Consider the following 14,025-nt stretch of genomic DNA (forward strand, 5'->3'; position numbering starts at 1 on the left):
ACCCGTGCCGCCCCAGCGGCACGACTGCCCGCAGCAAGGGCGGACCACTGACCGACCGCGAGCCCGATACGGCTGCCACGAGCAGCCGTCTGTTCAGCTCGCCGTCTTCTCGGCTCGCCCTCGTCTCACGCCGCGCCCACGACCTCCGGGATCCGGAAGGGCTTGCCGCAGCCGCCGCAGACGATGGGGGCCTGGGCGAGTACGGACGGGACGACGCGGACGTTGCGGCCGCAGTCGCAGACGGCCTTGACCCGGACGCCGCCGCCGGAGGAGCCGTGGCGGGCGGCCGGGCCCCGGAAGCTGCGGGCCGTGTCCGCGGAGGTCGCCGCGGTGTGGGCCTTGAGGGCGCGCTGCAGTCTGTCGATGGTCGGGCGATAGCGACGCTTGGCCTCGGGGTTGAGCGTGACCAGCGAGAAGCCGCTGCTGGGATGCGGCTCCTCCGGGTGGTCGAGGCCGAGCTCCTCGGCGATCGCGAGGAATCTCCGGTTGTGGTACCGGCCGGCGCGGGAGGTGTCGCGGACCCCGCGCGCGGCGGCGATGCCATGGACTGCCTCATGGAGCAGTCGCTCGAAGGAGAGTTCGTGCCCGCATGCGGACGACGACTCTCCGATCAGGGACTCGGGAGCGGCAAGATCCGGCAGCTCGGGGTGGTGCCGTTGAATGTCGGCCCACGCCTGTGCCAGTTCTGCGGCGAGAACAGGTGGTGTCTGTGTCGTGCTCACGTAATGACAACGAGCCTGAGTGCCGCTGTGTTCCGATTCCGGGCCATCCCAAATAATTTGCACGTACCCGTCAGTTGCCACTAGTGCGTCCTGACGAGGGCGGGTGCGCTGATCTGCGGAGAAGCCTCGCAGCTCACCACAAGGCGGTACGTAGTAACACGTACGCCCCGGCGCGTAGACGAGGTCCGCGCGCCGGGGCCCCTGAGTTCGGCAGATGCGCAAGGGACGTTTCGGTCGCTCTCCCGGCGGAACGGAGTGCTCTAGTAAGCGCGCGCCACGACGGCGACGTTACCGGGTGCGTCGTAGGAGTCGGGCACCGACCCGTCCTCGGCGACCAGACACCTTACGGTCACCGCGTGCTCCCCGAGCCGGCTCTCGCCGTCCTCGCCCAGCGTCGACCAGGGGATCCGCGCCCAGCCGCCGGCCGTGGCCGCCTCGATCGCCTCGTCGAGCGTGGACACCTCGGTCGTCCGGGACTCACGACGCTCGCGTGACTGCCTCAGCAGGAGCGCCTGGTCCTCCTCGAGAACGGAGGGGAGCAGATGCACGAGCGAGTCGAGGGCGACCGCCTCCTTGCCGCCCGGGATGCGGCGGACGAGCATCGCGGTGCCGTTCTCCAGGTCACGGGGGCCGACCTCGATGCGCACGGGAACGCCCTTGAGCTCCCAGTCGACCGCGCGACGGCCGAAAGGGACGTCCGTACGGTCGTCCACCTGCACGCGCACGCCGGCCGCCTTCAGCTCGGCGCCGAGTCGGCGGACCTTGGCCAGAACCGCGTCGTCACCCTTGATCGCGACGACCACGGCCTGGACCTGCGCCAGCCGGGGCGGCACACGCAGGCCGTGGTCGTCGCCGTGCATCATCACCAGGGCGCCGATCATGCGGGTGGTGGAGCCCCAGGAGGTCTGCCAGACGAGTTCCTGCGTGCCGCCCTTCGACAGGTACCGGGTGTTGAACGCCTTGGCGAAGTTCTGGCCCAGTTCGTGGCTGGTGGCCATCTGCAGGGCCTTGCCGTCACCCATCATGCCTTCGAGCGTGAGGGTGTTGATGGCGCCCGCGAAGCGCTCCTTGACGGTCTTGCGGCCGGGGACGACGTCCATCGCGAGGACGTTCACCATGAAGTCCTCGTAGACCTCCCGGTGGATGTGCGCGGCGAAGTCGCGCGCCTCCTCGTACGTCGCGTGCGCCGTGTGGCCTTCCTGCCAGAGGAACTCGCTCGTGCGGAGGAAGAGGCGGGGACGCAGTTCCCAACGGACCACGTTCGCCCACTGGTTGATCAGCAGCGGCAGGTCGCGGTAGCTCTGCACCCACTTCGAGAAGTAGTCGTTGATGATCATCTCGGAGGTGGGGCGGACCACGGCGGGCTCTTCGAGCTCCTTGCCGCCGCCGTGCGTCACGACGGCCAGCTCCGGCGCGAAGCCCTCGACGTGCTCGGCCTCGCGGCTGAGGTACGACTGGGGGATCAGGAGCGGGAAGTAGGCGTTCTGGGTGCCCGTCTCCTTGATCCGGGCGTCCATCTCCTGCTGCATCCGCTCCCAGAGCCCGTACCCGTACGGTCGGATGACCATGGTGCCGCGCACCGGACCGTTGTCGGCCAGTTCGGCCTTGGTGATCAGATCCTGGTACCAGCGCGGGAAGTCGTGCGCGCGCGGCGTGAGTACGGGTGCCTTTGCCATGGCGGAATGGTACGGGGGCATATTGCGACGATGTGAATTCTTTTTTCCGTCCCTGGACAGTTCGCAAACCGGTGTCCGCGACCCCTGGACGACTCGCCGGGCACGGAGTTACCTGGCATACGGGGGGAGTGCGAGCGCGCACTGCCACGGGGGCCAGGAAATCCGGCAACGGCAACTCACGGCGGATTGGGGCGCTTTCGATATGACACCTACGCTCGTGCGGCAGCAACTGCCTCGCGCGGGGACCGCACCCCGCGTGGACCGGTGTGCACGCGCGCGTGACTGGGCGGAGATCCAGGAACGGATGCTGGTACCGCTGTACGAGGCCGTGTACCGGCGGCTCGACGTCGGTACCGGGACGCGGCTGCTCGGTCTCGGCTGCGGGTCGGGGCTCGCGCTGCTGATGGCGGCGGGGCGGGGAGCCGCGGTCACCGGCGTCGAATCGGCGGCGCCGGAGAGAACGGCACTGGCGCGGGAGCGGCTGCGGCCGGAGTCCTGGCGCACGCGCGCGTGCGCCGAGCCCCGGGTCGTCGAAGGCGACCCCGAGGACGTGGTCCGCGCGCCCGGTGAACCGGGCTACAACCTGGTGACCGCCTTCGAGCCGATCGGCTGTCTGGCCGGTGACTCCGAAGGGCTCGGCGAACTGCTCGCCGCGGCGACCCCGCAGGCGGAACACGGAACCCCCGTGGTCCTCGCCGGCTGGGGCCCGCCGGAGCGCTGCACCACGTCCACCGTGCTCCGCGTGGCCACGAAGCTCGCCGATCCCCTGCGCAGTGCCGGCAGTTGGCGCCCCGCGCAGCGGGACGACCTGGAGGAGGTCGCCCAGCGGGCCGGCCTGAAGCCGGACGGCTCCGGACGCGTGGCCTGCCCCTTCGGGTACGCCAACGTGGACAACGCCGTACGGGGGCTGCTGTCGACCGGCCTGTTCGACGCGGCGATCAGGGCCACCGACCAGGACCAGGTGGACAAGGAACTGACCGAGGCACTGCATCCGCACCGCCGCCGCGACGGGACGGTCTGGATGCCGAACGTGTTCCGCTATCTGATCGCGCGGACACCCTGAGAAAGGCCGAGGCCCTGAGAAGGTTTTCGAGACTTCTTCCGATGCGGGTGTGAATGGTGTGAAGAAAGCGGGCCGGTAGCGCTTTCGCTTGGCCAAGTGCCGCACGGCACCCATAGCCTGGCGCATCGTCCAGGGGAACTACACATCCGCGTACGGGAGTTGGCACCGAGGAGCACGACGAGCGACACCACACCCATGCCGTTCACGCACGGCACCCGGCGCCGCGCGCCCGGCCACACCCCCCGGCCGGTCACGCGGCGTCCGCCGTTCGTCCCCGTGGAGCCGCGGAACCCAAGGCACCGCGGAATCGCGGAATCGCGGTCAGCCCATGAACTTCTTGAACTCGTCCGGCAGCTCGAAGTCCTGAGCGCCCTGCTGGCCCGGCAGTCCGAGGGCGCCGCCCTGGGCCGCGGCGGCCCGGCGCGCGGCCTCTTCCTGCTCCTGCTGCTTGCGCTTCATCGGGTTGCCCGAGCGCTGCTTGCCCTTGGCCTGCTTGGGCTGCTTCTTGCTCCGGCCGGGGCCGCCCCCCATGCCGGGCATCCCCGGCATCCCCGGCATGCCGCCGCCCTGGGCCATGCGGGACATCATCTTGCGGGCCTCGAAGAACCGCTCGACGAGGTTCTTCACCGCGCTGACCTCGACACCGGAGCCCTTGGCGATACGGGCGCGGCGCGAGCCGTTGATGATCGTCGGCTCCTGGCGCTCGGCCGGGGTCATCGACTTGATGATCGCGGCCGTGCGGTCGACGTCGCGCTCGTCGATGTTGTTGATCTGGTCCTTGATCTGCCCCATGCCGGGCAGCATGCCGAGCAGCTTGCTGATGCTGCCCATCTTCCTGACCTGCTCCATCTGGGCCAGGAAGTCGTCGAGCGTGAAGTCCTGACCCTTCTTGGACGCCAGCTTGGAGGCCATCTTGGCGGCCTCTTCCTGGCTGAAGGTCTTCTCCGCCTGCTCGATCAGGGTGAGCAGGTCACCCATGTCGAGGATGCGGGAGGCCATCCGGTCGGGGTGGAACGCGTCGAACTCGTCGAGCTTCTCGCCGTTCGATGCGAACATGATCGGCTTGCCCGTGACCGAGGCGATCGACAGGGCGGCACCGCCGCGGGCGTCACCGTCGAGCTTGGACAGGACCACGCCGTCGAAGCCGACGCCGTCCCGGAAGGACTCCGCCGTGTTGACGGCGTCCTGACCGATCATCGCGTCGACGACGAAGAGGATCTCGTCCGGGGAGACCGCGTCCCGGATGTCGGCGGCCTGCTGCATCATCTCCTGGTCGATGCCCAGGCGGCCCGCGGTGTCGACGACCACGATGTCGTGGACCTTCGACTTCGCGAACTCGATGGAGTCCTTGGCGACCTTGACCGGGTCACCCACGCCGTTGCCCGGCTCGGGGGCGTAGACCGCGACGCCGGCGCGCTCGGCGACGACGCTGAGCTGGTTCACGGCGTTCGGGCGCTGGAGGTCACAGGCGACCAGGAGCGGCGAGTGGCCCTGCTCCTTCAGCCAGCGGCCCAGCTTGCCCGCGAGGGTCGTCTTACCGGCACCCTGGAGACCGGCGAGCATGATCACGGTCGGCGGCTGCTTGGCGAAGCGCAGACGGCGGGTCTCGCCGCCGAGGATCCCGACCAGTTCCTCGTTGACGATCTTGAGGACCTGCTGGGCGGGGTTGAGCGCCTTGGAGACCTCGGCGCCGAGCGCACGCTCCTTGACGTTCTTGATGAAGCCCCGGACGACCGGCAGCGCGACGTCCGCTTCCAGGAGCGCGATGCGGATCTCGCGCGCCGTGGCGTCGATGTCCGCCTCGGAAAGGCGCCCCTTGCCGCGCAGGTTCTTGAAAGTCGCTGAGAGGCGATCGGAGAGCGTATCGAACACGGCGGTGTCGGTCCTCGGAGTCGGGGGCAGTGTGGGCTGCCCTCCAGGGTATCTGTCTGGGTGTGGTCGGGTCTCCACCCCTGTGGATAGTCGTGACGGAGCCCGGCCGTGTCGGGTACGGAACCGGACGGCCCCGTACCCGACGCGCTCAGCCGCGCAGGGTCTCCTCCAGCTTGCGCGCCACCGAAGCCGCCTCGTCGCCCGGCAGCGGCGCCCCCTTCGGTCCGGTGACGTAGAAGGCGTCCACGGCGTTGGCGCCCAGCGTGCTGACGTGCGCGCTGCGCACCCGTACGTGCGCGTCCTCCAGAGCCCGTCCGATCCGGTGCAGGAGCCCCGGCGCGTCCTGGGCGCGGACCTCGATCACGGTGGCGTGCCGGGAGGCCGCCGCGGCCACCGTGACGCGTGGCGGGGGCGCGACCACGCCCCGCCGCCGGGGGTAGGCCGCGTCCCGCTCGGCCAGTCGCCCGGCGATGTCCAGGGAGCCGTCCAACGCCCGTACGAGGTCGGCGCGGAGCCGGGCGGCCTGCGGCAACGAGCCGTACTCGGCGGCCACCCGCCAGTTCAGCAGCAGGACCGAGCCCTCGACGCCGTCCGGGAGGTCGAAGGTCCGCAGTTCGGCCGTGCGCACGGTGAGCCGGTGCATGGCGAGCACGCCGGCGACCGCGGGCAGGACGCCCGCCTGGTCGGGCACGGCGATGAGGAGTTCGACCCCGAGCGGCTCCGGGTCGGCCTTCTCGTCCTTCTCCTCGGCGGCGGCCTCCGTCTGCGCGCGCAGCGAGAGCACCGGCCCGCCCGTGCGGAACGCCTCGATGGCGAGCCGCTCCTGCTCGGCGCTGGTCTCCCCGGGCTCCGGCTCCTCCGGGGCGTCCCCGGCGAACAGCGCGTCGACCCGTTGGACCAGTTCGGAGACGAGTGAGGCCCGCCACGACGACCAGGCGGCGGGACCGGTCGCCAGCGCGTCCGACTCGGTCAGCGCGTGCAGCAGTTCGAGCGTGCCCGGCGATCCGACGGCGTCGGCCACCGAACGGACGGTGGCCGGATCCTCCAGATCGCGCCGGGTGGCGGTGTCGACGAGCAGCAGATGGTGCCGGACGAGGGTGGACAGGACCGCCACGTCGTCACGGTCGAAGCCGATCCTGGCGGCCACGTCCTTGGCGATGATCTCGCCGGCGACGGAGTGGTCGCCGGGCCAGCCCTTGCCGATGTCGTGCAGCAGCGCGGCGACGAGCAGGAGGTCGGGCCGGTGCACCCGGCGGGTCATCTCGGAGGCCTGGACCGCGGTCTCGATCAGGTGCCGGTCGACGGTCCAGATGTGCACGGCGTTGCGCTGCGGCCGGCAGCGCACCCGCTCCCAGTCGGGCAGCAGGTCGGTGATCAGGCCTTCGGCCTCCAGCGCCTCCCAGACGTCGACGGTCGGACGCCCGGAGCCCAGCAGGGTGACGAGTTGCTCGCGCGCCTCCGCCGGCCAGGGCGTCGGCAGCGGCCGGGCGGTGGCCGCGAGGCGGCGTACGGCGTGCAGGGACAGCGGCAGTCCGGCCTGGGCGGCAGCCGCGGCGGCGCGCAGGGGCAGCACCGGGTCCCGCTCCGGCCGGGCGGCGCGCGCGAGCACGACCTCGCCGTCCTGCTCGACGACGCCCTCGGCCAGCGGCGACCGCTCAGGAGCCGGCTTGCCCCCGCCGAGCATGGCGCGCAGCCGGGGCCGCACGGCGCGAGAGCGCAGCACGCGCCCCACTTCGCGCCAGGTCACGTCACTGGCGTACGAGATGACCCGCGCGGCCTCGTACACCTGGCGCAGCAGGGTGTCGGCGTCCAGCAGCCCCAGCTCGGCGGCGACCTGGTCCTGTTCCTGGAGCGCGAGCCGGTCGGTCGCGCGCCCGGTGGTGAGGTGGAGCGCGTCGCGGACGTCGAGGAGGCGGCGCCGGGCGTCGGCGAGCCCCTCGCGCGGGGCGTCGGCGAGCCAGGAGGCGGCGACGGCGCGCAGGGCGGTGGCATCCCGCAACCCGCCGCGCGCCTCCTTGAGGTCGGGTTCCAGCAGGTACTGCAGCTCCCCCTGCCGCTCGGCCCGCTCGGCGCACAGCTCCTGGAGCTCCGGGAGGCGTTTGGGCGCCTGGTTGCGCCAGTCGGCGAGGACGGAGGTCCGCAGGCCGGCGGTCAGGCCCAGGTCACCGGCGATATGGCGGGCGTCCAGCAGCCCGAGTTGCACCTTGAGGTCCTCGCCGGCCGTCTTGCGGGCCTCGGCGGGGGTGCGCACGGAGTGGTCGAGGGCCAGCCCCAGATCCCAGACGGGGTACCAGATGCGGTCGGCCAGCGCGGCCACCGCCTGCTCGTCGGACCCGTCGTGCAGGAGCAGCAGATCCAGGTCGCTGCGGGGCGAGAGTTCGCCCCGCCCGTAGCCTCCGACGGCCACGAGGGAGACCCCGCGCGTCTCGGCGACCCCCGCCCCGAAGAGGCCGGCCAGCCAGTCGTCGGTCAGCTCGGCCAGGGCCGAACGGCGCGGCGGCCCGGACTGCGCCCCCTCCTGGAGGAGGCGCAGCCGGGCCGCCGCGTAGCCGCTGGGTCCCGAGTCCTCTGCATCCGTACGTACGTCCGTACTCGTCACCCAGCGACTCCTGTTCTTCTCTTCGGTCAGAGCGCGTCCGGGCCGCGCTCGCCGGTCCGGACCCTTACGGCCGTCTCGACCGGCAGGGACCAGACCTTGCCGTCACCGATCTTGCCGGTGCGGGCGGCCTTGACGATGACATCGATCAGCTGTTCGGCGTCGTCGTCCTCGGCCAGTACCTCGATCCGGATCTTGGGAACCAGGTCGACCGTGTACTCCGCGCCGCGGTACACCTCGGTGTGTCCCCGCTGCCGACCGTACCCACTGGCCTCGGTCACCGTAAGTCCGTGCACCCCGAAGGCCTGCAGGGCTTCCTTGATCTCGTCGAGCCGGTGCGGCTTGACGACCGCGGTGATCAGCTTCATGCCTCGACCTTCTTGCTCTCAGTGGTGGCAGCGACGCTGCTCGTGGTGCTGGCGGAGATGTGCGAACCGGCGGCCGAGCTGAAGTCGTACGCGGTCTCGGCGTGCAGCGCCTGGTCGACGCCGGTCATCTCGTCCTCCTCGGACGCCCGGAAGCCGATCGTCTTCTGGATGGCGAAGGCGATGATCCAGGTCACCACGAAGGTGTAGCCCATGACGGAGAAGGCACCGGTGGCCTGCTTGCCGAACTGGTCGAGGCCGCCGATCCCGTCGGTGGCGAGGAAGCCGACCATCAGGGTGCCGATGACACCACCGACCAGGTGGACACCCACGACGTCGAGGGAGTCGTCGTAGCCGAGCTTGTACTTGAGGCTGACGGCCCAGGAGCAGAGGGCACCGGCGACGACACCGATCAGGATGGCGCCGAAGGCGTTGACGTGACCGCCGGACGGGGTGATCGCGACGAGACCCGCGACAGCACCGGAGCAGGCACCGAGGGTGGTGAACGCGCCGTGGCGGATGCGCTCGTAGATCAGCCAGCCGATGATGGCCGCGGCGGTCGCGATCTGCGTGTTGATGGCCATGCGGGCGGTCGTGCCGTCGACACCGAGCCAGGAGCCGGCGTTGAAGCCGAACCAGCCGAACCAGAGCAGGGCGGTGCCGATCAGGACCAGCGGCAGGCTGTGCGGCCGCATCGGGTCCTTCTTGAAGCCGATCCGCTTGCCCACGACGAGGACCGCGGCGAGTGCGCCGATACCGGCGTTGATGTGGACCGCCGTACCACCGGCGAAGTCGATGACGCCCAGCTCGAAGAGCCAGCCGCCCGGCGCCCAGACCCAGTGCGCGACCGGGAAGTACACCAGGGTGACCCAGAGCGTGACGAAGATCATCCAGGCGCCGAACTTGACGCGGTCGGCGAGCGCGCCGCTCATCAGGGCCGGCGTGATGACCGCGAACAGCATCTGGAAGAGGATGAAGGCGAACGCGGCGATCTTGTGCGGTTCGCCGTTCGCGCCGGCGACGAAGCTGTCGACCGTGCTGGCGGCGTCGATGCCCTTGAGGCCGATCGCGTCCAGGTTGCCGATGAAGCCGCCCTGGTCACCGCTGAAGGCGAGCGAGTAGCCGTACAGCACCCACAGGATGCTGACGATGCCCAGCGAGATGAAGGACATCATCAGCATGTTCAGCACGCTCTTGGCACGAACCATGCCGCCGTAGAAGAGCGCCAGGCCCGGCGTCATCACCATGACGAGCGCCGCACTGATCAATACGAATCCGGTATCTGTGCCGTTCAATGCCGGTATCTCCTCGTGGTCGGAACGGCCCGTGCGGATGCGGAAGCTTGGGGAGCTATCGGGAGGGCCGACTGTGCTGAGGAGACTGACGCAGCACCGTTTCGCCGGGAGTTTGGAAATGTTTCCCGGAGGTGACGAAGGCGCCCATCACGTTACAGACAGGTGAAACGTGAATCGCTGAGGATTCATCCCATGTGGGGCCCAGCCTCTGCGAGGCCCTCGGCGGATAACGGTTTCGTATCCGATGGAACTTCCGGTGGGACTTCCCCGAACGGACCGGCCGCGGCAGACCATCCGATGACCTGGCATGGGGGAGCCGAGTCGGGCAGTTCGGGATGGCCGGCCGCGGTCGGCGTGAAAGGGGCCCTGGCGGGTGCGCCGGGCCGGATCAGACCGCTTCGGCGGTCTCGGGGAGGTGGACGGCGAGCTGGTCGGTGAGGTCGACGACCTCGGCGAGACCACCGAAATCGCGTACGGCCGTGTCCACGGTCTTGCGGATGCGGGTGTTGACGCGCTCGGAGCGGACCTTGCGGGCGACGTCCATGGCCTCCTTGGCCATGGCGGCGCCCTGCTCGGGCTCACGCTGGAGCAGGTGCACGGTGGCCATGCCGATGAGGTTCAGCGCGTACGACCGCTGGTGCTCGGTGTCCGTGGCGAAGAGGTCGACGGCCCGGCGCATCACGGGCTCGGCGAGGGAGGCGTAGGTGGGGCTGCGGCCCGCGACATAGGCGAGGTCGCGGTAGGAGTGGCTGTTCTCGCCGTGCAGTTCGGCCTCGTTGAAGAAGCGGATCCAGTCGGGATCCGGGTCGTCCCACTCCTCGGCGTCCGCGAAGACGTCCTCGGCCATCCGGACGGCCCGTTTGCACTTCCCGGGCTGGCCCATGTTGGCGTAGGCCCGGGCCTCCATCGCATACAGCATCGACTGGGTGCGCGGGCCAGCACAGTCACGGCTGCCGTACTGGGCGAGATGGATCAGTTCGAGCGCGTCGTCGGGGCGGCCGAGGTGGATCATCTGCCGGCTCATGCTGGACAGGACGTACGAACCGAGAGGCTTGTCGCCCGCCTCCTTGGCCGCGTGCAGGGCGAGGACGAAGTACTTCTGTGCGGTGGGCTGGAGGCCGATGTCGTAGCTCATCCAGCCGGCCAGCTCGGCCAGTTCGGCGGCGACCTTGAACAGCCTCCGGGTGGTGGCCTCGGACTGCGGCTCCTGGAGGAGGTCGGTCACCTCGTGCAGCTGGCCGACGACCGCCTTACGGCGCAGACCGCCGCCGCACTGGGCGTCCCACTGCCGGAACATCACCGTCGTGGATTCGAGGAGGTCCAGCTCCGGCCGGGAGAGCCGGCCGGCGCGGCGGGCGGCGGGCGACGGCTCCGGCTCCGTGCGCGGGGCGGGGGGCGAGGGGACCAGCCAGCGCTGCATCGGCTCGATGAGGGCCGGACCCGCGGAGAGGGCGAGCGAGCTCCCGAGGAAGCCGCGCCGCGCCAGCATCAGGTCGCTGCGCGAGAACTCGCTGATCAGCGCCACGGTCTGCGGGCCCGTCCAGGGCAGGTCGACACCGGAGACGGACGGGGCCTGGTGCGCCGCGCGCAGACCCAGATCCTCCACGGCGACGACACAGCCGAACCGCTCGGAGAACAGCTCGGACAGGATCCGCGGGATCGGCTCGCGCGGGTTCTCCCCGTCGAGCCACCGTCGTACGCGCGAGGTGTCGGTGGAGATGTGGTTGGCGCCGAGCTGACGGGCCCGACGGTTCACCTGCCGCGCGAGCTCGCCCTTGGACCATCCGCTGCGGACGAACCACGAACCGAGCAGTTCGTTCGGGCGCTTCTCAGCGTTCGTGCCACTTCCGCCGTTGCCGCCCACTGGAACGCCCCCATCCCTGAAACCACTTGTGCGCTGTGTGCGCCAAGCCCTACCAGAATGCCGGTTACCACGCCGTACGTCCGACCCCCGTCACCCATCGAACGGAAAGACGACTTGCCTCCGGCATACCCACGGGCGTGTACGTCCCCAGACCCCGTGCACTCAAAGTAATCCTACGATCACGCGTCCGGCCACGGCGATTCCAGAAACGCCACCATTCGCCACCCCTTCGAATGAACTAACGGTCACCCGTCCGCGATTCACTTGACACATGACGGCCGAGAGTGGGCGGAGCGATGCATTCAGGGGCGCGCATCAGCGACCGCACCACCCGGGGTGCGGAAGTGCGCCGCCCGCACGGAAGCAGAGCGTCGCATCCCGACTCCGTCGCGTAACCACCCGCGCGCTGGACCCGTTGGAGGGGGCATGGGCTTCACGATCGGTGGCATCCGGGAGATGCGATCCGGCACGCGTCGACGCGGCCGCTCCTCGGAGTGCACGGCCGTGGCCGAGTTCACCGGCCTCTGGGGATGGGACGTCGTCCCCGGCGCGCGGACGGCTTCGGGCGCGTGCTCGTGCGGCAGGACCACCTGCTCCGCGCCCGGCGCACATCCCCTCGGCTTCGCGGCTCCCATCCCCGCCGGAGCGACGCTCGACGCGGTGACCGAGGCCTGGGCCGAGTTCCCCGGCGCCTCCGTGATGTTGCCGGTGGGCCGCTCGTTCGACGTGATCGAGGTCGCCGAGTCGGCCGGGCGGCACGCGCTGGTCCGCCTGGAACGCATGGGCCTCCCCCTCGGCCCGGTGATCGCCACCCCCGAGGGCCGCGCCCACTTCTTCGTCGCTCCCGGCGCCGCCGCCGAGCTGCCCTCACTGCTCTACCGCATGGGCTGGGACGACCCCTCGGCCCTGGACCTGCGCGGCCTCGGCCCCGGCACCCATGTCACCGCCCCGCCCTCCGACCGCGGCGGCCTCGGCCCGGTCCGCTGGCTCCGCTCCCCCGCGCTCGACTCGGCGACCAGGCCACCGGCCGCGCGGCTGTTGCTGGGCACGCTGGCCTACGTGGCACACCGGTCCCGGGCCTGACCCGACCGCCGTACCTACACGGCGAAGCGCCCGACCCCACCGCGTCTCGGGGGGCGGGCGCTTCTTCGACCACTGAAGAGATCCCGTAAGTGGTCCACGGGGTCATTCACCGATGAGGGCGTCCACGAACGCCTCCGGCTCGAACGGCGCCAGGTCGTCCGCTCCCTCTCCCAGGCCGACGAGCTTGACGGGCACACCCAGCTCGCGCTGTACGGCGATGACGATGCCGCCCTTGGCGGTGCCGTCAAGCTTGGTGAGGACGATGCCGGTGATGTCGACGACCTCGGCGAAGACCCGCGCCTGGACGAGACCGTTCTGACCGGTGGTGGCGTCGAGGACGAGCAGGATCTCGTCCAGCGGCGCGTGCTTCTCGACGACGCGCTTGACCTTGCCGAGCTCGTCCATGAGGCCGGTCTTGGTGTGCAGTCGGCCGGCGGTGTCGATGAGGACGACGTCGGCGCCCTCCTCGATGCCCTCCTTGACGGCGTCGAAGGCGATCGACGCCGGGTCGCCACCCTCGGGACCGCGCACGGTACGGGCGCCGACGCGCTCGCCCCAGGTCTGGAGCTGATCGGCGGCCGCGGCCCGGAAGGTGTCGGCGGCGCCGAGGACGACGTTCTTGCCGTCGGCGACGAGGACGCGCGCGAGCTTGCCGGTGGTCGTGGTCTTGCCGGTGCCGTTGACGCCGACGACCATCACGATGCCCGGGGTGTCGAGCGGTGAGTCGGTGTTGACCGCGCGGTCGAACTCCGGGACGAGGATCTTCAGCAGTTCCTCACGCAGCAGCGTGCGCAGCTCCGCAGGGGTGCGGGTTCCGAGGACCCGCACCCGCTCGCGCAACCGTTCGACCAGTTCCTGGGTGGGCTGGACGCCGACGTCGGCGGTGAGGAGGGTGTCCTCGATCTCCTCCCAGGTGTCGTCGTCGAGGTGCTCGCGCGAGAGCAGCGTGAGCAGCCCCTTGCCCAGCGCGTTCTGTGAGCGGGAGAGCCGGGCGCGCAGCCGTACCAGACGGCCGGCGGTCGGCTCGGGGATCTCGATCGCGGGGGCGGCGGGCGGTTCCTCGACGGCCACGGGCGCCGACGCCGAGCCGTCCGGGAGATCCACCTCCTCGATGGTCCGGCGCGGTTCGTCGCGCGGCGTCTCGGCCTCGTCGCCGACATGCGGCTCGGCCGGAGGGGCGGTGATGTCGGGTGTCGTGGGGGGAGCCGGGGGCAGCGGCTTCTTCCTGCGGCTGCCTACGACGAGCCCGCCCAGCACGCCGAGCACGACCACGGCGATGACTACAGCAAGGATGAGTTCCATAACCGCTCCAGTATGCGTGACCTCCCGCCCGACGGTTCGCGGGCCACGTGGGGCTCCTCACCCCACCGGGCTGGTCCAACCCGGCTGGTGCACGCGAGAAACGTCCCCAGGGTGCGTGACGGCCCATGTGGTGGGCCGTCACACACCCTCCCCTAGAAACCTGATACCTCGTCAGCTAACGTCCCCC

10 protein-coding genes are annotated in these 14,025 nt (G+C 70.6%); 2 read left to right on the forward strand and 8 right to left on the reverse strand.

Going from position 1 to position 14,025, the window contains the following annotated elements:
- Positions 1-125 precede the first annotated feature (125 nt).
- Positions 126-722: a hypothetical protein gene (locus K1J60_RS12740; RefSeq protein ID WP_033526923.1), complete on the reverse strand. Its 597-nt coding sequence runs from the start codon at positions 720-722 to the stop codon at positions 126-128.
- 260 nt (positions 723-982) lie between these two features.
- Positions 983-2,398: a proline--tRNA ligase gene (proS, locus tag K1J60_RS12745; RefSeq protein WP_220646337.1), complete on the reverse strand. Its 1,416-nt coding sequence runs from the start codon at positions 2,396-2,398 to the stop codon at positions 983-985.
- A gap of 304 nt (positions 2,399-2,702) precedes the next feature.
- Here proS and K1J60_RS12750 point away from each other — a divergent pair, with 304 nt between their 5' ends.
- Positions 2,703-3,461: an SAM-dependent methyltransferase gene (locus tag K1J60_RS12750; RefSeq protein ID WP_259407699.1), complete on the forward strand. Its 759-nt coding sequence runs from the start codon at positions 2,703-2,705 to the stop codon at positions 3,459-3,461.
- Positions 3,462-3,782: 321 nt separating this feature from the next.
- Here the strand turns inward: K1J60_RS12750 and ffh are convergent, their stop codons facing one another.
- From ffh to nsdA, 5 genes are all read right to left on the reverse strand, one after another.
- Positions 3,783-5,333, reverse strand: a complete 1,551-nt coding sequence (ffh, locus tag K1J60_RS12755) for a signal recognition particle protein (protein ID WP_220646339.1) — start codon at positions 5,331-5,333, stop codon at positions 3,783-3,785.
- 148 nt (positions 5,334-5,481) lie between these two features.
- Positions 5,482-7,932: a [protein-PII] uridylyltransferase gene (locus K1J60_RS12760; protein WP_220646340.1), complete on the reverse strand. Its 2,451-nt coding sequence runs from the start codon at positions 7,930-7,932 to the stop codon at positions 5,482-5,484.
- A 26-nt stretch (positions 7,933-7,958) separates the two neighbouring features.
- On the reverse strand, positions 7,959-8,297 hold the full coding sequence (locus K1J60_RS12765; RefSeq protein WP_003997576.1) for a P-II family nitrogen regulator: 339 nt from the start codon (positions 8,295-8,297) through the stop codon (positions 7,959-7,961).
- Complete coding sequence (locus tag K1J60_RS12770; protein ID WP_033526919.1) at positions 8,294-9,589, reverse strand: ammonium transporter; 1,296 nt, start codon at positions 9,587-9,589, stop codon at positions 8,294-8,296. The genes K1J60_RS12765 and K1J60_RS12770 overlap by 4 nt, the downstream gene beginning before the upstream one ends.
- A 388-nt stretch (positions 9,590-9,977) precedes the next feature.
- On the reverse strand, positions 9,978-11,453 hold the full coding sequence (nsdA, locus tag K1J60_RS12775; RefSeq protein ID WP_220646341.1) for a transcriptional repressor NsdA: 1,476 nt from the start codon (positions 11,451-11,453) through the stop codon (positions 9,978-9,980).
- Positions 11,454-11,879: 426 nt separating this feature from the next.
- On the opposite strand from nsdA, the gene K1J60_RS12780 reads away from it, so the two are divergent.
- A complete protein-coding gene (locus K1J60_RS12780) occupies positions 11,880-12,536 on the forward strand; it encodes a bifunctional DNA primase/polymerase (RefSeq protein ID WP_220646342.1) in 657 nt (218 codons plus the stop codon).
- Between the two features lie 102 nt (positions 12,537-12,638).
- Here the strand turns inward: K1J60_RS12780 and ftsY are convergent, their stop codons facing one another.
- Positions 12,639-13,838 (reverse strand): signal recognition particle-docking protein FtsY, encoded by a 1,200-nt coding sequence (gene ftsY, locus K1J60_RS12785; RefSeq protein WP_033526916.1) that lies wholly within the window; start codon positions 13,836-13,838, stop codon positions 12,639-12,641.
- Between the last annotated feature and the right edge of the window lie 187 nt (positions 13,839-14,025).

Origin of the sequence: Streptomyces akebiae (assembly GCF_019599145.1) — a bacterium.
In the GTDB taxonomy this organism is placed as follows: Bacteria; Actinomycetota; Actinomycetes; order Streptomycetales; family Streptomycetaceae; genus Streptomyces; species Streptomyces akebiae.

Excerpts from the sequence above, each read along its gene's own strand:
- K1J60_RS12750 (WP_259407699.1), top strand. The coding sequence starts at position 2,703 with ATGCTGGTACCGCTGTACGAGGCCGTGTACCGGCGGCTCGACGTCGGT.
- proS (WP_220646337.1), bottom strand. The coding sequence starts at position 2,398 with ATGGCAAAGGCACCCGTACTCACGCCGCGCGCGCACGACTTCCCGCGC.
- K1J60_RS12765 (WP_003997576.1), bottom strand. The coding sequence starts at position 8,297 with ATGAAGCTGATCACCGCGGTCGTCAAGCCGCACCGGCTCGACGAGATC.
- ftsY (WP_033526916.1), bottom strand. The coding sequence starts at position 13,838 with ATGGAACTCATCCTTGCTGTAGTCATCGCCGTGGTCGTGCTCGGCGTG.
- K1J60_RS12780 (WP_220646342.1), top strand. The coding sequence starts at position 11,880 with ATGGGCTTCACGATCGGTGGCATCCGGGAGATGCGATCCGGCACGCGT.